At 70.0% G+C, this 20,400-nt stretch carries 13 protein-coding genes; 8 read left to right on the plus strand and 5 right to left on the minus strand.

All coding sequences use genetic code 11. The annotated features are described in order from the left end of the window. Positions 1-4: 4 nt before the first annotated feature. Positions 5-1,627: an acyl-CoA dehydrogenase family protein gene (locus tag NI1_RS08200; RefSeq protein ID WP_067816371.1), complete on the plus strand. Its 1,623-nt coding sequence runs from the start codon at positions 5-7 to the stop codon at positions 1,625-1,627. A 9-nt stretch (positions 1,628-1,636) separates the two neighbouring features. On the opposite strand, the gene NI1_RS08205 is transcribed toward NI1_RS08200, so the two are convergent. Beyond that, positions 1,637-1,828 (minus strand): helix-hairpin-helix domain-containing protein, encoded by a 192-nt coding sequence (locus NI1_RS08205; protein ID WP_067816374.1) that lies wholly within the window; start codon positions 1,826-1,828, stop codon positions 1,637-1,639. Positions 1,829-1,937: 109 nt separating this feature from the next. Here NI1_RS08205 and NI1_RS08210 point away from each other — a divergent pair, with 109 nt between their 5' ends. The 4 genes from NI1_RS08210 to NI1_RS08225 all read left to right on the plus strand — a co-directional run bounded on the left by NI1_RS08210 (position 1,938) and on the right by NI1_RS08225 (position 6,313). Beyond that, on the plus strand, positions 1,938-3,053 hold the full coding sequence (locus NI1_RS08210; protein WP_067816377.1) for a CaiB/BaiF CoA transferase family protein: 1,116 nt from the start codon (positions 1,938-1,940) through the stop codon (positions 3,051-3,053). Positions 3,054-3,108: 55 nt separating this feature from the next. Continuing rightward, complete coding sequence (locus tag NI1_RS08215) at positions 3,109-3,588, plus strand: hypothetical protein (protein ID WP_067816380.1); 480 nt, start codon at positions 3,109-3,111, stop codon at positions 3,586-3,588. A gap of 67 nt (positions 3,589-3,655) precedes the next feature. Then, complete coding sequence (locus tag NI1_RS08220) at positions 3,656-5,038, plus strand: DUF1731 domain-containing protein (protein ID WP_084522789.1); 1,383 nt, start codon at positions 3,656-3,658, stop codon at positions 5,036-5,038. A 78-nt stretch (positions 5,039-5,116) separates the two neighbouring features. Next, positions 5,117-6,313, plus strand: a complete 1,197-nt coding sequence (locus tag NI1_RS08225; RefSeq protein ID WP_067817933.1) for an NAD(P)/FAD-dependent oxidoreductase — start codon at positions 5,117-5,119, stop codon at positions 6,311-6,313. A 17-nt stretch (positions 6,314-6,330) separates the two neighbouring features. Here the strand turns inward: NI1_RS08225 and NI1_RS08230 are convergent, their stop codons facing one another. Next, a complete protein-coding gene (locus NI1_RS08230) occupies positions 6,331-9,018 on the minus strand; it encodes a helix-turn-helix transcriptional regulator (RefSeq protein WP_067816383.1) in 2,688 nt (895 codons plus the stop codon). Positions 9,019-9,021: 3 nt separating this feature from the next. Next, positions 9,022-11,964 carry a helix-turn-helix transcriptional regulator gene (locus NI1_RS08235; RefSeq protein WP_067816385.1) on the minus strand — a complete coding sequence of 981 codons (2,943 nt, stop codon included), beginning with the start codon at positions 11,962-11,964 and terminating at the stop codon, positions 9,022-9,024. 631 nt (positions 11,965-12,595) lie between these two features. Here NI1_RS08235 and NI1_RS08245 point away from each other — a divergent pair. Together NI1_RS08245 and NI1_RS08250 are read left to right on the plus strand one after the other, a co-directional pair. Continuing rightward, a complete protein-coding gene (locus NI1_RS08245; RefSeq protein WP_067816389.1) occupies positions 12,596-15,277 on the plus strand; it encodes a helix-turn-helix transcriptional regulator in 2,682 nt (893 codons plus the stop codon). Positions 15,278-15,364: 87 nt separating this feature from the next. Continuing rightward, positions 15,365-16,462 (plus strand): hypothetical protein, encoded by a 1,098-nt coding sequence (locus tag NI1_RS08250; protein ID WP_067816391.1) that lies wholly within the window; start codon positions 15,365-15,367, stop codon positions 16,460-16,462. On the opposite strand, the gene pgi is transcribed toward NI1_RS08250, so the two are convergent. Then, positions 16,463-18,103 carry a glucose-6-phosphate isomerase gene (gene pgi / locus NI1_RS08255; RefSeq protein ID WP_067816393.1) on the minus strand — a complete coding sequence of 547 codons (1,641 nt, stop codon included), beginning with the start codon at positions 18,101-18,103 and terminating at the stop codon, positions 16,463-16,465. A 155-nt stretch (positions 18,104-18,258) separates the two neighbouring features. Between pgi and NI1_RS08260 the strand changes: the two genes are divergently transcribed. Beyond that, complete coding sequence (locus tag NI1_RS08260; RefSeq protein ID WP_174564464.1) at positions 18,259-19,710, plus strand: NAD-dependent succinate-semialdehyde dehydrogenase; 1,452 nt, start codon at positions 18,259-18,261, stop codon at positions 19,708-19,710. A gap of 144 nt (positions 19,711-19,854) precedes the next feature. Here NI1_RS08260 and NI1_RS08265 read toward each other — a convergent pair whose 3' ends face one another. Further along, a complete protein-coding gene (locus NI1_RS08265; protein ID WP_067816398.1) occupies positions 19,855-20,160 on the minus strand; it encodes a chorismate mutase in 306 nt (101 codons plus the stop codon). Positions 20,161-20,400: the final 240 nt, after the last annotated feature.

A 20,400-nucleotide genomic window follows, 5' to 3' on the forward strand; every position in this document is an offset into this window, starting at 1 on the left:
TCCCATGCACACCCATGATGTGTTCAACCAGGTGCCGGACATCGTCCCGTTCGACAATTCCCGCAATCCCGCGCTGATCGAGGGTTTGCACCGGGAAGGCGCGGGGTGGGCCGAGCAGGAGGTCCGGGACCTCGGCGCGCTCGCGGGCGGAGCCATGGCGCAGGAGTGGGGGGTGCTCGCCAACCAGTACCCGCCGGTGCTGCACACCCACGACCGCTTCGGCAATCGCGTCGACGAGGTGGAGTTCCACCCGTATTGGCACGAATTGATGAATGTCGCTGTGGCGCAGGGATTGCACGGTTCCCCGTGGGCCGATGACCGTCCGGGCGCGCACGCCGCCCGCGCCGCCAAGTTCTACACCTGGGGCGTGGTCGACGCCGGCCACATGTGCCCGATCTCCATGACCTACGCGGTGATTCCGGCGCTGCGCCACAATCCGGAACTGTCGGCGCGGTACGAGCCGCTGCTCACCTCCCGCGAATACGACTTCGGCCTGCGTGAACCGTCCACCAAGTCCGGTCTCATCGCGGGCATGTCCATGACCGAGAAGCAGGGCGGCTCCGACGTCCGCGCCAATACCACCACGGCCACACCGCAATCCGACGGCACGTACCGCATCGTCGGCCACAAATGGTTCACCTCGGCCCCGATGTCGGACATGTTCCTGACGCTGGCCCAGGCGCCGGGCGGCCTGTCCTGCTTCCTGCTGCCCCGGGTGCTGCCCGACGGCAGCCGCAATCCCCTTCGCCTGCAACGGCTCAAGGACAAGCTGGGCAACAAGTCCAACGCCTCCTCCGAGATCGAATACGAGAACGCCACCGGCTGGCTGGTCGGCGCGGAGGGCGCGGGCGTCAAGACCATCATCGAGATGGTGAACATGACGCGGCTGGACTGCGTGATCGGATCCGCCACCGGGATGCGCGCCGGTGTGGTGCACGCGGTGCATCACGCCCGGCATCGAAAGGCGTTCGGCAAGAACCTGATCGATCAGCCCGCCATGCGCAATGTGCTGGCCGATCTGGTCATCGAATCCGATGCCGCCACCACCGTCATGATGCGGCTGGCCGGCGCCACCGACCGGGCGTCGAGCGATCCGGCCGAGGCGGCGCTGCGCCGCATCGCGCTGGCGGTCACCAAGTACTGGGTGTGCAAGCGCGCCCCCGCGCACGCCGCCGAAGCCCTGGAATGCCTGGGCGGCAACGGGTATGTGGAGGAATCGGGGATGCCGCGGCTCTACCGCGAGGCCCCGCTCATGTCCATCTGGGAGGGGTCGGGCAATGTGGCGGCGCTGGATGCCCTGCGCGCCATGGGCCGGCAGCCCGAGACGGTCGAAGCCTTCTTCGACGAGGTGAACCTGGCCCGCGGCGCGAACCGCTACCTGGACGAGGCCATCGACCGAATCGGCAAGGAGCTTACCGATTTCGCCGATATCGAATACCGCGCGCGGCGGGTGATCGAGCTGATGGCGCTGGTCTTGCAGGGCGCGCAGCTGGTCCGGCACGGCCACGCGGCCATCGCGGATGCCTTCTGCGGCAGCCGTTTCGGCGGCGACTGGGGTATCGCCTTCGGCACCCTGCCGGTCGGCGTGGACACCGAGGCGATCCTCGAGCGCGCCTACCTTTCCTGAAACAGGCTTTCAGCCCAGGTCGAGACCCTGGGCGGCAAGCTCCTCGCGCAGGATCCGGATGGCTTTGGGCCCGACGCCGTGCAACTCCAGCAGCGCGGCTTCGGGCACGCCGGCCAGCTGCTCCAGACGGGTGTATCCGGCGCCGGTGAGGGCGCGTGTGGCCGGTGCGCCGATACCGCGTGGCAGTGCCGATTCGCTCATGCAGTGAGCCTAGATGCGCGAGCGGAAACCGGGCGACTTGTCGATGGCGGAGCGATTTGCAACGTGTTCTACTTCTGGGAAATCCGCCGAATTCTCAGGGGGTGCCCGAATGGGTGCGACGAAAGGTCCGCTGGACGGGGTCCGGGTCATCGAGCTGGCCAGCATCGGGCCCGGTCCGCACGCGGGCATGATGCTCGCCGATCTCGGTGCGGACGTGGTCCGGGTGCAGCGGCCCGGCGATCGGTCGGGTCACGGTCCGATGCGGGCGCAACTGCGCGGGCGGCGCGTGGTGGAGGCCGATTTCAAGCATCCCGACGATATCGAGAAGGTGCTCGGGCTGGTCGAGAAGGCCGATGTACTGATCGAGGGCTTCCGCCCGGGCGTGGCCGAACGGCTCGGCCTCGGGCCGGAGCAGGCCCAGGCCCGCAACCCGCGGCTCGTCTACGGCCGCATGACCGGCTGGGGTCAGGAGGGCCCGCGCGCGCAGCAGGCCGGGCACGACATCAACTACATCGGGCTCACCGGCGCGCTGCACGGCATCGGCCGCAAGGGGGAACGCCCCGTCCCGCCGATCAACCTGCTCGGCGATTACGGCGGCGGTTCGGTCTTCCTGGTGCTCGGCATCGTCACCGCCCTGTACGAGCGCGAACGCTCCGGACAAGGCCAGATCATCGACGCCGCCATGGTCGACGGCGTGCTGACCATCGCGCACTCCATCTGGGCGCTGAACCAGGGCGGCTACTGGTCCGACGAGCGCGGCAGCAACCTGCTGGACACCGGAATGGCTTGGTACGACACGTACCAGACCTCCGACGGCGAATACCTGGCCGTCGGAGCTTTCGAACCACAGTTCTACGCCGAACTGCTCCGCGTGCTCGAACTGTCCTCGGAATCCCTTCCACACCAAATGGATCCGAACGGCCAAGAGATCCTGCGCAAGATCTTCACCGAGAAGTTCCGCAGCAGAACCCAGGCCGAATGGGCGGAACTCTTCGACGGCGTCGACGCCTGCGTCACCCCGATCCGCAGCTTCGCCGACGCCACCCGAGACGACCATCTGCGCGCCCGCGGCGCCCTCATCGAACTCGACGGCATACTCCAACCCGCTCCCGCCCCGCGCTTCTCGCGCACCGTGCCACCGCTCCCCGCACCCGCGCCGACCGAGATCACCCCGATCGGCGAGGTGTGGGCTCAGCCGCCCGGGCCCGGCACCGCCACGTCGTGAAATGGGGCGGTTGCCCGATACGCTCCGAACCGCCCGCTTCCTAAACTGGCCGATCATGAAAGCACGCGCATTCGCCGGAGCGGCGCTGGCCGCGGTCGCCATGGTCGTGGCCGGCACCGGAACCGCTTCCGCCGAACCCATCGACGTCGATCCCGCGCTGTTCATGGACGGCGACACCGTCTACTTCGCGGACTGGTACAACGCCGCCTACTGCGCCATCCACGCCAATGGCGATGTCGGATGCGACATTCCGGCCGGCGGCACCCTCTGGGGCGTGATCCCGGTCAACGACGTCGTCATCGACATGGCCTTCCTGCCCGCGCACCCCACCTTCGGCCTGGCCGGCCCGCACGGCCGCCCCGGCAGCCGCTGGATCACCGACGTCCCGCGCCCCGACGGCAACGTGTACGACGGCACCCGCATCACCTACGCCGGCGTGACCTGTGTGGGCGGCCGCGCCGGTCGCGGCGGCGGCGGTATCACCTGCGACGCCAAGGGCCACCACTTCCGGACCGCACCCCTGTCCATCAGCTGACGACACACCGGGGCTGAGAGCAAGCCCACGCTTCCCGGCGGGCGGCGCCGCGGATTAGCGTCGGGGCATGCCTCGTACAACGTCGTACTCCCAGTTCATCGCCTTGCCGCCGGAGCGTCTGTGGGCGGTGCTGGGAGATCCGCGGCGGTGGCCGGAGTGGAATCCGGCTGTGGCGGCGGTGAGTTTGCACAGTGAGCCGGCGGTGGAGGCGCGCGGGGATTATCTGCCGCGGGGGCGGGTTTCGAAGGCGGTGCACCGGCGGCTGGCCGAGCCGTTCGTGATCTCGACCTATGTGCCGGGGCGGGAGATCGGCATCGAACAGCCGGAGCCGGTGGGGACGATGCGGATGCGGTGGGTGTTGACGCCGCGGGACGGCGGGACCGAGGTGGTGCAGCAGCTCACCTTCGGTGGGGCGTCGGCTCCGGTCTTCCGGCGGGTTGCCGGGGACGACTTGCAGCGGGACGCGCATACGGCGTTCGCACGGCTGGCGCGGTTGGCCGGGTTGACGCCGGGGGAGGGGGCGCTGTCGGTTGTGATCGCCGGTGGGAGTGGGACTTTGGGGCGGATCCTCGCCGCCGACCTGGCCTGCCGGGGGCATCGGGTGAGCATTCTCACCCGGCGCCGGGATACGGCCTTGCCTTACGAGCAGTACGAGTGGGATGGGCAGACCGTCGGGGATTGGGTTGCGGCGCTGCGGAATCCGGGGCCGACCGCGTTGATCAATCTGGCCGGGAAGTTGGTGGACTGCCGGCCTACCGAGCGGAATATCGCCGAGTTGCGCAACAGCCGGGTGGATTCGACGCGGGCGCTGGTGGAGGCATCCAAGACCCTGGATCGGCCGCTGGACTACTGGATTCAGGCCAGTACCACCGCAATCTGGGCGGATGCGGGGGAGACCCGGTGCACCGAGACGACGCCGCTGCCGGTGCCGGGGTTGCCGCAGATGACCGGGGTGGCCGAGCCTTGGGAGCGGGCGTTCGCGGGGGCGAATACCCGGCATCACACGATCCTTCGCACCTCGATCGTGCTGGATCCGGATGCGCCCGCGTTGAAACGGCTGGCCGCGCTGACCAAGGCCGGGCTGGGCGGCAGCGTCGGCAACGGCAGGCAGTGGTTCTGCTGGATTCACCTCGACGATTGGCTGGCCATCGTGCGGGCGGGGCTCGGACTCGATCCGCGGGTCACGCTTCCGGACGGTGTAGTGGTGGCGGCCACCGAATTCCCGGTCCGGAATCGGGAATTGATGACCACCCTGCGGCGGCAGCTGCATCGGCCCTGGTCACCGCCGACGCCCGCCTGGGCGCTCAGCATCGGCGCGGTGTTCCTGCGCACCGACCCGGCGCTGGGTCTGACCGGTCGGTACGCCACGTCGGAAGTGCTGCGCAAGGCCGGTTTCCGGTTCCGGTACCCCACCCTGGACGAGGCGCTCGCGGATCTGCTCCCGCACTGACGGTTCCGGACCGCCGCTCACGCAATAGGGTCATCTGCCCGATACCCCCGGCCTGCCACGGGAAATAACGTCTTGACCGTGAGCATCAACCATCACGTCGTCGTCCTCGGCGCCGGATACTCGGGAATGACGTGCGCCACCCGCCTGGCGCGCCGCCTGCGCGCACACGACGATGTCTTCATCACGCTCGTCAACCCCTCGCCGCGATTCACCGAGCGGCTGCGGCTGCACTCCCACGCCGCCGGGCACACGCGCGCGGATCTGCTCATCGAGGAGCTGCTGGACGATACCGGCATCGAATTCGTCTGCGGCACAGCCACGAAGATCGATACCGAGACCCGGCGGCTGACCGTCGAAACGCTCGGTCAGGTGCGCGGCATCGAATACGACACCCTGGTGTACGCGCTCGGCAGCCGCACCGACACCTCGACGGTGCCCGGCGCCGATCAGCACGCCTTCACGCTCAACTCGCCACAGGACGCGGCGCGGGTGGCGCGGCGGCTGGCCGAACTTCGCGGCGACAGCCGGATCACCGTCTGCGGCGGCGGCCTCACCGGGGTCGAAGCGGCCACCGAGTTCGCGGAAGCCTATCCGGCGCTGCGGGTTTCACTGGTCACCGATGGCGAACCCGGCGCCATGATGGGCCCCCGGGCGCGCGCCCACATGCACCGGGCCTTCGGCCGCCTCGGGGTGACCGCGCGCAGCGGACGCGTCACCAAGGTGCTGCCGGATGCGGTCGAGATCGGCGGAACCGGCCTGCTGCCTTCGGATCTCACGCTGTGGACCACCGGCGTGAAAGTGCCCGGCCTCGCGGCCGCCTCCGGAATCGGCACGGACGCAAGGGGTGTCATCGCCGTAGATCCCACCCTGCGTGCGCTCACCCATCCCGATATCTACGCGATCGGCGACGCGGCCGCCATTCGCCAAGCCTGGGGCACGCTGCACGGCACCTGCCAGAGCGGCATTCCCAGCGGTGCGCACGCCGCCGACTCGATCGCCCGCGAACTGCGCGGCGGGGTGCCGAAGCCGTTCCGGTTCGGCTACTTCCATCAGCCCGTGAGCCTCGGCCGCAAGGACGCGGTCGTTCAATTCACCCGCTACGACGACACTCCCGGCCGTTTCCTGCTGACCGGCCGCCGGGCGGTCGCCTACAAGGAATGGGTCAGCTCCAGCCCGCCGGTGACCTTCGTGAAGATGAAGGGCCTGTTCGGATTGCTCCGTCCGACCGGCATGTCCAAAGGTGGTCGCGCCACCCGCAAGCCGTACGCGGCCTGAATGAACGCCGTTACGACTCAACCCAAGTCGAGCCTGGCCAGCTCCACTCGATTCGAGACGCCCAGCTTCCGGAAGACCCGCGACAGGTGGTGACCGACCGTCTTGGGGCTGATGAACAGGCGCGCGCCGATCTCCTTGTTGGTCGCGCCCGCCGCCGCGATCCGAGCGACCTGCAATTCCTGCGGGCTGAGGGCCTCCGCCGGCGTGCCCGCGTCGGGGACCGCGGACTCGCCGACCGCCCGCAGTTCGGTGCGGGCCTGATCGGCCCAGGGCCGCGCGCCCAGGCGCTCGAAAGTTTCGAAGGCTTCCCGCAATTCGATGCGGGCCTCCGCCTGCCGGCGCTGTCTGCGCAGCCATTCGCCGTAGCGCAGCCCGGTGCGGGCGCGGTCGAACCAGCGCTCCTGACGGGCGTGCAGTTCCAGCGCGCGCGTGAAGGCGGTCCCATCGCCGGTGATCAGGGCCCGGCCGCGTAGCATGAGCGCCTCGGCCCACGGTTCGTCCAGGGCAGCCGCCCACTTCTCCAATTCCGCCAGCGCCGCCTTCGCCCGCTCGGTCTGCCCGGTGCGCACCGCGGCCTCCACCCGGTCGGCGTGCGCCGGTAGCCATTGGGCGTGACCGCGCATTGGGCCGCGATCGAGTTCCTCCAGGCGGTCCAAGGCGGAATCGTAACGGCCGTAACCCATATCGAGCAGCGCGTGCGCCCATTCGCAGCGCGCGAAATGCATGGCATTGACCTCGGGGGCGTTCGAGGCGCGGACGCTCGCGATCAGCTCGTGGCACGGCAACTCCGCACCGCGCACGGCGGCGGTGAGAGCCAGGATGGAATCGGCCATGGCGACGCGGCCGGGCTGGTCGATATCCAGGGCCAGGCGTTTGCCCTCGACGGTGAGCGCCTCCGCCTCGCGGAAGCCGCCGGCCAGGAATTCGATCAGGGCCGCGGACAATTCGACCGAGGACAACCAGGCCAGGCGGCCCTGCGTGCGGTACTCGTCGGCGATTTCGGTGAGGATGGCGCGGCCCTCGTCGACCGCGCCGACCAGCAGGGCTTGCAGGCCGAGGGAGAAGCGCAGGCTCGGATTGTGGTGGCGCAGCCGGTCGACAGTGGTGAAATTGCCGCGCAGCAGGGCGATTCCGCGGGCCGGGTCCGGTTCGTAGAGACCGAGGGTGCCGTCCACGGCGGCGATCATGACATCACGGTCCAACCCGGGCGGCAGGGCGCGCAGCATCTCCAGCACCGTGCGCAGTCCGTCCAGGTCGCCCAGGGTCCAGGCGGCGCGGCTGGCGTCGAGCAGCAGGACGGCCGCGAATTCCGGTTCCCGGCCGGCGATCCGGGCCGCGCCGTCGACGAAGAGGTGATAGGCGTTGCGCAGGTAGTCGAGGTCGAATTCGATATTGCCCAGCATTTTCGCGATTCGCGACCAGCGCTCCGGCTCGCGGGTGTACGGCTCGGCGGCTGCGGCCAGACGGCGTACGCGCTGGAATCTGCCGGCGTCCCAAGCGGTTTCGATGGCCGACACCAGTCTTCTGCCGCGTTCGGCCGGATCCGGGGTCAATTGCGCGGCCCGTTCCCAGGCGCTCGCGGCGGCCGCGTAGCCGGTGCGGTCGGTGGCCCGGCGAGCAGCGGATTCCAGTGCGGCGGCGACGTTTTCGTCCGGTCGCGTGGTCGCGAAGGCGAGATGCCAGGCGCGACGGTCCGGATCGCCGTCCAGGGCGTCGGCGAGCGCCGCGTGCACCGCGGTCCGGGTGGGTTCCGCGGCCAGGCGATAGGCGGCGGTGCGCACCAGCGGATGCCGGAAGCGCACCGACTGGCCGCTGACGGTGATCATGCCGGTGCGTTCGGCGTCGGCGAGCGGCTCCGCGCCGGAACCCAGCGCCGCCAGTACCCGCAGGACCAGGCCGAGCGACCCGGATTCGTCGGCGGCCGCGATCAGCAGCGCCAGCCGGGTCGATTCCGGCAGATGCGCGATGTGCTCCTGGAAACCCGAGCGCAGGCGTTCGGACAGGGTCGGCGGGCCCACCGGCGGCGCGTCCAGGTTCATGCCCGGAAGCTCCAGCAGCGCCAGCGGATTGCCACCCGACTCCGCGATCACCCGCTCGCGGATCTCGAAGGGCAGGTCGGGGATTCGCTCGGCCAGCAGGGCGCGAGTCTGATCGCCGTCGAGCCGCGGCGGCACCAGCACATCCAAGCCCGGCGCGGTGAATTCCGGGCGGCCCGCGAAGATCATCACCACGCCCTCCGCGTCGAGCCGCCGCGCCGTGAACAGCAGGGCGTCCAGGGAGGCGCGATCCACCCATTGGGCATCGTCGATGAGGCACAGCACGGGGCCGCGCGCCGACACTTCGGCCAGCAGCGACAGCGTCGCCAAGCCCACCAGGAACCGCTCCGGATGTTCCGTCGCACCCAGTCCCAACGCGCTCGACAGCGCCAGTGCCTGCGGCCGCGGCAACCTCGGCAACAACTCCAGCGCCGGTTCGAGCAGCCGCCGCAACCCCGAGTACGGCAGCTCGGCCGCGGATTCCATACCCACGCAACGCAATACGAGCCAAGAGGCATCAGCCGCCGCGGCGGCCCGCTCCAGCAGCACCGACTTCCCGGCCCCCGGTTCACCGACGACCGCCACCGCCCCGCTGCGCCCGCTCGACCCTGCGGCCGACAACCGTGCGATCCACCGCTCTTCCCGATCCCGCCCGTAAAGCCGCACCACGGACTACTCCTCTTCGATCGGCACCAGCCGCGCGAGCTCCACCCGGCTCCGCACCCCCAGCTTCGGGAATGCCCGATACAGGTGATGCCCCACCGTCTTCGGACTGATCGACAACCGCGCCCCGATCTCGTTATTGGTAGCGCCCCGCGCCGCCAAGCGCACCACCTGCGTCTCCTGCGGCGTCAACCCGTCCAGCACCTCGCTTGTTCCAGGTGTGGTGATGCTCGCGTTCCCCCGATCCGGCCCGCCCGCCGTGGTAGAGACGCGTGCGCCGCCGGCCGCGGCGAGCCCGTTCACCGCCGCCCCTGCCCCGCCCGGATCCGGGTTCGAGCGGCAGTCGGCGGAACTCGGGTACCGGCCCGCCACACCGCCTCGATCAGCCGATACGCAGGAACCCTTGGAGTCGGTCCGGTCGCCGGAGCTCCGGAATCGCCGGTCTGTCGTGCGGTGCTGCGCGGAGCCGGCGGCGGAGAGTTCGGCGTTCGCGCGATCGGCCCACGGGCGGGCGCCGAGCCGCTCGAAATCGGCTGCGGCGGAACGCAGGTGGGTGCGCGCGGCCAGCAGGCGGCGGTTGCGGCGTAGCCATTCGCCATAGAGGAGCTGGGTGCGGGCGTGGTCGAAACCGCGGTTGGCGGCGGCGTGCAGGGCGAGGGCCTGTTCGAAGCGGGCGGGGTCGCCGTCGACCAGGGCTCGGCAGCGCAGGCTCAAGGCTCGGATCCAGGTGGTGCCGGTGGCATCGGCGAAAGCGGCCAGCGCGGAGAGGGGTTCGGCCGCGCGGTCCGGGGTACGCAGGCGCACCGCGGCTTCCACACGGTCGGCGAGCAGGTGCGGCCATTGGCCCAGGGGGCGTAGCGGTCCCGTGCCCAGCGTTTCACCGCGGTGCACGGCGGCCTCGAAATTGCCCTGCGCGAGATCCAGGAGCAGTAGCGCCCATTCGCAGTGCGCGGCGTCGATGGTGTTGCGGCCGCGCTCGGCCCGGTGCGCCTGGCGGTCGGTCAGTTCCCGGCAGCGGTCCGCCTCGCCGCGAATCGCCATGAGCACGGCCAGGATCGATTCCGCGTGCAGCACGCGGTTGGGCAGCCCGCCATCCTCGGTGATGCGGGTGACGTCCAGACAGGACGCCTCCGCGGTCTGGGCGGCAATCGAGCAGGAGGTCTCGGCGGCTTCGAAATCGCCGATGAGCAGCTGGGTGGTGGCCAGTGAGGCGTACACGGCGGGCGTCCGGCAGATCATGCCGCGCGCGGTGTAGGACGCCACCACCTCGCGCAGCACATCGTGGGCGTCGTCGGTATCGCCGGTGAGCGCGGCCAGCAGGCCCAGCAGGAAGCGCACCGCCGGATCGGGGAGGTCGTGCCGGGCCGCCACGGCCGCGCGAATGGCCGTCGCGCCCGCCTCGAACTGCCCGGTGAACAACAGGTTCGGGCCCTCGACCGCGGCGAGCAGCGGCTGCCACGACTCATCCAGGTCGAGTCCCCGCATCCGCTCCACCGCCGCCTGCGCGGCAGCCCGGTCACCGGTGGTCCAGGCGGCGCGGGCGGCGTCCATACAGGCCAGTGCGGCCTGTTCGGGATGGGTGGGGGCGAGTTCGTCGGCGGCGCTGGTCGAGAGTTCGTAGGCGGCGGCGATGGAACCGTATTCGAAGGCCAAGCGGGCCCGCAGATTTCGCATGCCGGCGCGGTCCACGGTCGCCAACGCGGCCAAATCGATGCGGTCGGCGGTAGTCAGCGCCTGCTCCGGGCGGCCCGCATCGGCCAGCGCCTCCACCGCGCGAATCCGCCGGGCGCCCCGCCGAATTCGATCCGGACTCAGATTGGCGGCCCGTTCGAAAGCCGAAGCCGCGGCGGCGTACGCGGCCCGGTCGTATGCCCGATCTGCCGCGGATTCCAAAGTGGCGGCGACTTTTTCGTCCGGAGCGGGGGTGGCGAAGGCGAGATGCCAGGCCTGCCGGTCCGGATCGAACGCGAGGGTTTCGGCCAGGGCGGCATGCACGGCCAGCCGCTCGGTGAAGGGCGCCAGCTGGTAGGCGGCCGACCGTTTGAGCGGATGCTGGAAAGCCACCGTATTCCCGGAAACCGTGACCATGCAGGAGTTCTCGGCCTCCACCAGCGCATGGTCGTCCAGGCCGAGCCGCGCCAGGGCTTCCCGCACCACCCGCGCGTCACCGCTCTCCTCCGCCGCAGCGACCAGCAGCGCCACCTGGGCCGCTTTCGACTGCGCGGCAATATGGGCCTGATAGCCCAGCCGCAGCCGCTCCGGCAGCGGCAACGGCCCCACCGGGTACGCGTCGAGATCCATGCGCGGTAATTCCAAGACCGCCAGGGGATTTCCGGCCGCCTCGGCCAGCACCCGCTCCCGCCGCTCCGGCAGCAGCCCGGGGAATCCGTCATCCAGCAGCGCCCGCGACTGCCCGGGATCCAAGGGCGTCAACCGCATACGCTCCGCCACCTGCGGCGGGTAGGGCGGGCGGGCCGCGAACACCAGCAGCGCCGCGTCCCCGCGCAGGCGCTGCGCAGCGAACGACAGCGCGTCCGCCGACGGCCGATCCAGCCATTGCGCGTCGTCGATCAGGCACAGCACCGGCCCGAGCGCCGCCAGCAGCGCCACGGTCGCCCGCCCCACCATGAATCGATCGATGGGCGTGGCGGCACTCAATCCAAGGGCCCGGCGCAGCGTGTCCCGATGCCTGTCCGGGAGCAGGTCCACCCGATCCAGCACCGGGTACAGCAGCAATTGCAGCCCGGCGAACGGCAATTCGGATTCGCTCTCGACCCCGGCGCAACGCAGCACCCGCCACGAACCGTCCACCAGCTCCGAGGTGCGCTGCAAGAGCGCGGATTTCCCCTCGCCCGGATCGCCCAGCACGGCCAGCGCCCCGCCCCGGCCGGCCGCGGCGGCATCGAGCAGATCACCGATCCGCCGCAGCTCCGCTACCCGGCCGTAGAGCATGGTGCTCAAAGCCTTTCGATCATCCCCCGCCGCCGATCCCCCGATTGTCCGGTCCCTCACATTAGGTCATTCGCCCGATACCTCCTGTCACGTTTCACCCCCCAGGATCGTCTGGTGGGTATGAACGCAACGACGCGGGCCGATGCCGCCGATCAGCGTTACCACCGCGCGCCCGGCCGGAAACGCTCCATCGACACGGTCTTTCCGGCTCATCGGCCGGTACCGCCGGGTGAGATCGTCCGGTACGGCTCGACAATCCGCCTGCCCGCCGCCGCCGATCGCGGTGTGCTCGACGTCTCTTCGCAGACCCGCGGCGGATCCCACGAACCGAAGTCATGTGATTCGCAGCCGGCCGATTGGATATGCCTTGCGTGGCTGCCCGGCTCGGCGCGTGCGGTGGCTTCCCTGAGCTGAGCGCTGGTCGGCCGGTCCGGTCCCCTCGCGGTTCCCAACCGCCGCGACCCCGGAACGGCGGGCACCCCCGCAGCGCTCGGGCGGGGTCTCGGAGGCACATCTCTCCGAGACCCCGCGCTTCCCTTTTCGTGTGTCGCAGACCCCAATTCCCGGGTCTTTGTCTGGATTGTCCGAATGACCATTTGCTCGTGTAGAGCCTGCCCCTTAGGTTGTCGAAGTGCTGTACGGTCGGTTTCGCGAAGTGCAGCAGCTCGGAACTCTGCTCCGCGGTGCCGAAGCCGGCCGCAGCGCCGTACTGGCAGTCATCGCCGACGCCGGTGAAGGCAAATCCGCACTGCTGCAATACACCCGGGAGCAGGCCGGCCGAGCCTGGCGAGTGCTGCGCTGTTCCGGCGTCGAAAGCGAATCCGAACTCCCCTTCGCGGGACTTCAGATGCTGCTCGGTCCCGCCCTCGAACGCCTCGGCAACCTGCCCGACCCGCAGCAGCGCGCGCTCGGCGGCGCACTCGGACTGTGCCCCTCCGACGGCGCGGACCGCTTCCTGATCGGCGTCGCCACCCTCACCCTGCTCGCCGAACTCTCCGCCGACGGCCCGGTGCTCTGCCTCATCGACGACGCCCAATGGCTAGACCGCCCCTCCGCCGACGCCCTGCGATTCGCGGCCCGCCGGCTCGGCGCGGAAGGCATCGTCATGCTGCTCGCCGCCCGCCGCGAATTCGACTCCGGGGGACTGCCCGAACTGCGACTCGGCCCCCTCGACGCCATCGCGGCCGCCGATCTGCTGCACGATCGGTGGCCCGGCCTCACCCCCGACCAGCGCGCCCGGGTACTCGCCGAAGCCGCCGGAAACCCCTTGGCGCTGCTGGAATTCCCGCACATGAACCGCGACGCCTCACCCGCCGAACCACTGCCGCTGCCGGTGCGGCTGCAATCGGGCTACGAACAGCAGATCGCGCGGGAGAGCGCCGGCGCGCGGATCGCCATGCTGGTGGTGGCCGCCGAGGAGAGCGGGGACCTGGGCCTGGTGCTGCACGCCCTGCAACTGCTCGGGCACGGCGCCGACGCGCTGGCCCGCGCGGAGCAGGCCGGCATGGTGGTGATCGCGGGGCAGACCGTCACCTTCCGGCATCCGCTGCGGCGCTCCGCCGCCTATCACGCGGCCTCGTTCACCCAGCGGCTGGCCGTGCACGCCGCGCTCGCCACCGTGCTCCGCGATGAGCCGGCCCGGCGCGCTTGGCATCTCGCCGCCGCCAGCACCGGACCCGACGAAACCGCCGCCGCCGCATTGGAAGCCGCCGCCGAACTGGCTCGCGAACGCACCGGGCACGCCTCGGCCGCCATCGCCCTGGAGCGCGCCGCCCGCCTCACCCCCGACCCGGCCACCCGCGCCCGGCGCCTGGTGCTCGCGGTCGAGGCCGCCGCCTACTGCGGCCACACCGATCGCGCGGGACGCCTCGCCGAGGAGGCCGAACGGCTGCCGCTCGGGCGCAGCGAACGCGCCCGCGTGCTGGGCACCCGCGGACTCATCGAATTCGAATACGGGTCGCTGCGCCGCGCCCACCAGCTCATGCTGGAAGCGGCCGCACACGTCGCGGAGGTCGAACCCGCCCGCGCCGCCTGGCTGCTCGTCGAGGCCGGGCGCATCGCCTGGACCGCCGGCGATGCCGCGGGCTGCGTGGTTGCCCACGATCGGCTGGCCGCCCTGCCCGCCGACCAGGTGGAGATACCGATGTCCGCGCTGCGCGGCGGCATGGCCATCCTCGAAGGCGACCTGGCCGAGGGCATCGCGATGATCCGGGCCAATGTCGCGTTCGCCCCGGCGGTACCGCTCGAAATGATCTCGCTGCGCATGGCTTTCGCGCTCCAGGCGGCGCTGATCGGCGATATGGTCAGCGCCCGTGCGCAATTGACCGAACTCTCCGAGCTGGTGCGCGATCGCGGCATGATCGGCTGGTGGCCCACCATCGGCTGCACCCTGGCCACCGCCGAATTCATTCTGGGCCGCTTGCGCGAAGCCGAAGTCATCGCCGCCGAGGTGGTCCGCATCGCCACCGATATCGGCCACCCCAACCGGGTCGCCGGCGCCGAAGCCGTACTCGCGCTCATCGCCGCGCTGCAAGGCGACGAAACCCGCTGCCGCGAACTGGCCGAACGCAATCTGCGCAGCGCGACCGGCGACCACAGCGCCGTCGACGCCACCCATTGCGAATGGGCGCTGGCGCTGCTCGATCTCGGCGCGGGCCGCCACGAACAGGCCCTGGCCCGGCTCGAGGCGCAGCATCAGGTGCCGCTGCAAGCGCGCGGGCATTGGCTGGATCTGCTCTCCGATCTCGTCGAAGCCGCCGTGCGTGCGCGCCGGCCCGAACGCGCCACCGACGCGCTGGCCGAGATGACGGTGTGGGCCGCGGCCATCGACAGTCGATGGGCCGAGGGTCTGCTGCTCAGCTGCCAGGGCATGCTGAAGGGCGACGGCGAGCTGCTCGCCCGCGCGCTGGAACTGCACGCCGCGGCCGAACGCTGGTACGACCACGCCCGCACCGCCCTCGTCTACGGCGAATGGCTGCGCCGCGAACGCCGCATGGGCGAGGCCCGCACGCATCTGCGCAAGGCCCTGGAGACCTTCGACCGGCTCGGCATGATCCCGTGGGCCGACCACGCCCGGATGGAATTGCGTGCCGCCGGTGAGGGATCCGTGCCCGAACCCGAGAACGATGTGGTCGCCCTGCTCACCCCGCAGGAGCTCCAGGTGGTGCGGCTGGCCGCGGTCGGGGCCACCAACAAGGAGATCGCCGCCCAGCTGTTCCTGAGCCCCAAAACCGTGGGCCACCACCTGTATCGGGCCTTCCCGAAGCTCGGGGTCAGCAATCGAGTCGAATTGGCGCGACTGCGGTTGGCCTGAACCGGCTTCACCGCAGGACGATTCGATTCACAATTGATCGGGTAACCCTAGGCACGGTGGTTCCGCATCGCCACCTCGGGGGAGGCCATGGTCACCGCTCACGAAAGTCCCGGCGCCGCCGGTGATTCCGGAACCGTGGTCGATCGGGCCTTCGCCGCCTTACTGGTCTTCTGCGCGACGCTGGCCCTGGCCGAACTGGTCGCCATGTCGGTCGGCGACGCGCAGGACCGCTACCAATCCTGGTACCTCGACGCGTTCGTCTACCTGCCGCCGGGCGTGGCGATCCTGCTGGTGGGTGCGCTGCTGGTAGCGCTGGTGTGGCGCAAGCGATTCCGGCCCGCACTGGTGCGCGGTACCGGCGCGGTCGCCGTCGGGCTGCTGTTCGGCAACGCGCTCTGGGCGTCGCTGAAACTATCGGTGGTGCTGGACGAGAGCCTGCACCTGGATCGGACCGGATTGCTGGTCCGCTTCTGGCTCAGCGTCATCCTGACCGGGGTGTCGGCGCTGGCGGGCGTGGTGGGGGTGCTCTCCGCGGTGGTCGCCCGTCCGCACGCCGCCGCGCGCCATGGCTTCGGTCCGCGGGTGAACCGGCCGGACCGGCTGCTGGGCGCGCTACTGCTGACCGGGGTCGCCGCGGCGCTGGCCGGAACCTTCCTCACCCAGTGCTATCTGAAGACGCGGCTGGAACCCACGCCCTTCGCGGGCGGGGAATTCGACAGTCGCGTCGATGCCTTCACCGCGCTGGACCTGCTGCCCGGTCTGTACATCTACCTGCCCTGGCTGGGAGTGTGGGGCGGGGCCGGGCTGCTGCTCGCCATCGGCAGCCAGTACCGGCTCACCACGCCCCGGCCCGAACTGCGCACCGCCGCACTGCTGCTCGCGGGCATCGGGCTGGGGCCCGCGGTACACGTGCTCGCCGCCGACTGGGCCACCTATCGGGACCGGCACGAATACCTCTACCGGGGTCTGGTCGACGTCGGGCTGGGGCCGGGTTGCACCGCCCTGATCATCGCCGGGGTGCTGCTCGTCGCCGCCCTCGCCATCGGCTTCCGGCTGGTGACGCGCCCGCCACCCGATCCGGATGCGACTGTCGCCGAACCGGATTCGGCGACCCCGGCGGCCGCGACTCCGGCCGTCCCGCCGGCCGCGATCGAGCCGGAGCCGTACTCCATCGACGACTGGTGATCAGTTCCGGTGGTCGCGATACCAGCGGATGAGCGCGTCGGTGGACGAATCCGACTGAGGGGCAGGATCTTCGGCGGAGGTGAGCAGCGGAGCCAGCGCCAGCGCCTGCTGCTTGCCGAGCTCCACGCCCCACTGATCGAAGCTGTCGATGCCCCAGATCGCGCCCTCCACGAACACCTGATGCTCGTACAGGGCGATCAGCTGGCCGAGCACCGACGGCGTCAACTGGGGCGCCAGAATCGCCGTCGAGGGGCGGTTGCCGGGCATCACCTTGTGCGGCACCGTCTCCGGCGGCGTGCCCTCGGCGGCGATCTCCTCGGCGGTCTTGCCGAAGGCCAGCACCTTAGTCTGGGCGAAGAGATTGCTCATCAGGATGTCGTGCATGCTGCCGGTGCCGTCGATGGTCGGCAGATCGTCGGTGGGACGGGCGAATCCGATGAAATCCGCGGGCACCAGCCGGGTGCCCTGATGCAGCAGCTGGTAGAAGGCGTGCTGGCCGTTGGTGCCCGGCTCGCCCCAGAAGATCTCGCCCGTCGGCGAGGTGACCGGGGTGCCGTCGGCGCGCACCGATTTGCCGTTCGACTCCATGGTCAGCTGCTGAAGATAGGCCGGGAAGCGCGCCAGATCGTTCGAATACGGCAGCACCACACGCGATTCCGCGCCGAAGAAGTCCGAGTACCAGAGCCCGAGCAGGCCCAGCAGCACCGGGGCGTTCTCGTGCAGCGGAGCGTTCGCGAAATGCTCGTCCACGGCGTGCATGCCGGCCAGGAACTCGGCGAAACGCTCCTTGCCGATCACCGTCATCACCGACAGGCCGATGGCGGAATCGACCGAGTAGCGCCCGCCCACCCAATCCCAGAAGCCGAACATGTTCGCGGTGTCGATCCCGAAGGCCGCCACCCGATCCGCGTGCGTGGAGACCGCCACGAAGTGCTTGGCCACCGCGTCCTCGCCGAGCGCGGCCACCAGCCAGCGCCTGGCCGCCGTGGCATTGGTGAGGGTCTCCAGGGTGGAGAAGGTCTTGGAGGCCACCACGAACAGGGTGGTGGCGGGATCGAGACCGGCCAGCTTCGAAACCAGGTCGGAGGGATCGACATTCGAGACGAAGCGGGCGGAGATGCCGGCGTCGGCGTAGTGCCGCAGGCCCTGATACACCATGGCGGGCCCCAGATCCGAGCCGCCGATGCCGATGTTCACCACCGTGGCGATGCGCTCCCCGGTCGCTCCGCGCCACTGCCCGGACCGCACCGAATCGGTGAATTCGCCCATGCGCCGGAGCACTTCGTGCACCTCGGCGTCGATCTGCTCGCCATCGACGACCAGATCACCGCCGGACGGACGCCGCAGCCACACGTGGCCGACCGACCGGTCCTCGGAGGTATTGATGCGCGCACCCGCGAACATGGCGTCCCGCCGCTCCGCCACCCCCGCGGTCTCCGCCAATTCGACCAGCAGATCCAGGGTTTCGCGCGTCACCCGATGCTTGGAGTAGTCGATGTGCAGATCGCCGACCCGCACGATCAGCTCACGCCCGCGCTCGGTGTCCTCGGCGAAGAGATCACGCAGATGCCGACCCGCGATGGACGCATGATGGTCGTGCAGTTTCCGCCAGGCCGCCGATGCGGTGATGTCGCTGCTCACGTTCGCCGAGGGTACAACCCTCGCCTGCGACCCGCAGGTAACAACAGGTAACTCGCGGGTCCGCGCGGGGCCGAGACCCAGCTACCGCCGGTAATCGCGGCGAACCCTACAGGAGTGAAGGGTTCCGTGAAACGGACAGGCATAGGCTGGTCGGCATGGTGTCGCAGCGCGAACTACTCGAGTCCATTCCCACGAAACTCTGGATCGGCGGACCCCTGGATGCCACCGGCGGCAAGACCTTCCCGGTGCACAATCCGGCGACGGGGGAGACCCTGGTCGAAGTCGCCGACGCCACTCCCGAAGACGCCGTGCGCGCCCTCGACGCGGCCGCCGCGGCCCAGGCGGATTGGGCCGCCACCCCATCGCGGCAGCGCGGGGAGATCCTGCGCGCCGTCTTCGAGGCCATCACCGCGCGGGCCGAGGAATTCGCGCTGCTGATGACCCTCGAAATGGGCAAGGCGCTGCCCGAGAGCCGCAACGAGGTCAAATACGGCGCGGAGTTCTTCCGCTGGTTCAGCGAGGAGGCCGTGCGGGTGCACGGGCGCTACCAGCACGCGCCCGCCGGGACCGGGCGAATCCTGGTGCACAAGCAGCCCGTCGGACCCTGCCTGGCCATCACGCCGTGGAATTTCCCGCTCGCCATGGGCACCCGCAAGATCGGCCCCGCGCTGGCCGCCGGATGCACCATGATCGTCAAGCCCGCGAGCGAGACGCCGCTGACCATGCTGGCGCTGGCCGAACTGTGCAGCGAGGCGGGGCTGCCCGACGGGGTGCTGTCGGTCATCACCACCAGTCGTTCCGGTGCCGTCACCGCCCCGCTGCTGAACGATCCGCGGCTGCGCAAGCTCACCTTCACCGGATCCACCGGCGTCGGCAAGAAACTGGTCGAAGCCTCCGCGCACGGGCTGCTGCGCACCTCCATGGAGCTCGGCGGCAACGCACCCTTCGTGGTGTTCGACGATGCCGATCTGGATGCCGCCGTCCAGGGGGCACTGCTGGCGAAACTGCGCAACGGCGGCGAAGCCTGTACCGCCGCAAACCGATTCCACGTGCAGAACTCGGTGCGCGCGGAGTTCACCGAGAAGCTGGTGGCGGCCATGTCGGAGTACAGGCTCGGTCCCGGCGCCGAGCCGGCCACCACCCTGGGGCCGCTCATCAACGAAGACCAGCTGAACACCGTCACCGAACTCGTCGACGATGCGGTCGCGGCCGGCGCGGAGGTGAAACTCGGCGGCAAGGCTCCGGGCGGGCCCGGCTGGTTCTATCCGGCCACCGTGCTCAGCGAGCTACCGCCGCAGTCCCGCATCCTGCGTGAGGAAGTGTTCGGACCGGTCGCCCCGATCGTCGGGTTCGATACCGAGGAAGAGGGCCTGGCCGCCGCCAACAACACCGAATTCGGCCTGGTCGCTTACGTTTACACGCAGAGTCTGGATCGCGCGCTGCGAGTGGCCGAGGGCCTGGAGACCGGCATGGTCGGCATCAACCGCGGCGTCATCTCCGATCCCGCCGCTCCCTTCGGCGGCGTGAAGGAATCCGGCTTCGGCCGGGAGGGCGGCTTCGAAGGCATCGAGGAGTACCTCGACACCAAGTACATCGCGCTGCCGTAAGCGATATTCAGCGGCGCGGCCGGGCGGCCGCGCCGCTGTGGTTCCGGTCCGGGAAAAGAAGAACCGCCCCGGGGTTTACACACCCGGGGCGGCCTGGGGCGGGGTACCCGCGCGTCAACGTGAGTACCTCGTGGTCTTTGTGGGTCAGTGACCCAGCCGGCCGCGACCCAATCGCAGCAACAGCATGGCGAGGGTGTGACCCTCCTGGCCCAGTTCGCTGAAGCGCTCCAGCACCTTCATCTCGCGGGAGTGGACCAGCTTCGGGCCGCCATTGGCCATTCGCGTTCGTCCGATGATGCGCGAGACCTCCGTGCGCCGCTTGATGGCGGCCAGGATCTCGGCGTCGAGCTTGTCGATCTCCTTGCGAAGCGTGTCGATCTCCGCTTCGGAGGGCAGGGCGTTGTCCGCCCCGGTGGCAGGCTCGGTTTGTCCCGTAGTCGAGATGCTCATGCTTTCACTCCTCGTGGTCCCGAACATCGATCGGCCGGTAGTCCCGACCCGTTACCGATCGGCTCCTCACCAAGAAACAGACCTGTTGAGTCTTTCATTCTCCCCCCGGATGCCCGCTCGAGTGAATCGCCCCCTCGAGCGCCTGTCCTGGCAACGAGTCTGCCACGTGGGATGGTCAAACCAAAAAGTGTTCGTTTGTGAATCTCCTGAGTATTTTCCCCGCTCGGATTCACCCGATGT

Origin of the sequence: Nocardia inohanensis NBRC 100128, from assembly GCF_001612945.1 — a bacterium.
In the GTDB taxonomy this organism is placed as follows: domain Bacteria; phylum Actinomycetota; class Actinomycetes; order Mycobacteriales; family Mycobacteriaceae; genus Nocardia; species Nocardia inohanensis.

Coding starts and splice junctions, on each gene's coding strand:
- NI1_RS08205 (WP_067816374.1), bottom strand. CDS start 1,828: ATGAGCGAATCGGCACTGCCACGCGGTATCGGCGCACCGGCCACACGC.
- NI1_RS08215 (WP_067816380.1), top strand. CDS start 3,109: ATGAAAGCACGCGCATTCGCCGGAGCGGCGCTGGCCGCGGTCGCCATG.
- NI1_RS08260 (WP_174564464.1), top strand. CDS start 18,259: ATGGTGTCGCAGCGCGAACTACTCGAGTCCATTCCCACGAAACTCTGG.
- NI1_RS08265 (WP_067816398.1), bottom strand. CDS start 20,160: ATGAGCATCTCGACTACGGGACAAACCGAGCCTGCCACCGGGGCGGAC.
- NI1_RS08210 (WP_067816377.1), top strand. CDS start 1,938: ATGGGTGCGACGAAAGGTCCGCTGGACGGGGTCCGGGTCATCGAGCTG.
- NI1_RS08250 (WP_067816391.1), top strand. CDS start 15,365: ATGGTCACCGCTCACGAAAGTCCCGGCGCCGCCGGTGATTCCGGAACC.
- NI1_RS08235 (WP_067816385.1), bottom strand. CDS start 11,964: ATGCTCTACGGCCGGGTAGCGGAGCTGCGGCGGATCGGTGATCTGCTC.
- NI1_RS08200 (WP_067816371.1), top strand. CDS start 5: ATGCACACCCATGATGTGTTCAACCAGGTGCCGGACATCGTCCCGTTC.
- NI1_RS08220 (WP_084522789.1), top strand. CDS start 3,656: ATGCCTCGTACAACGTCGTACTCCCAGTTCATCGCCTTGCCGCCGGAG.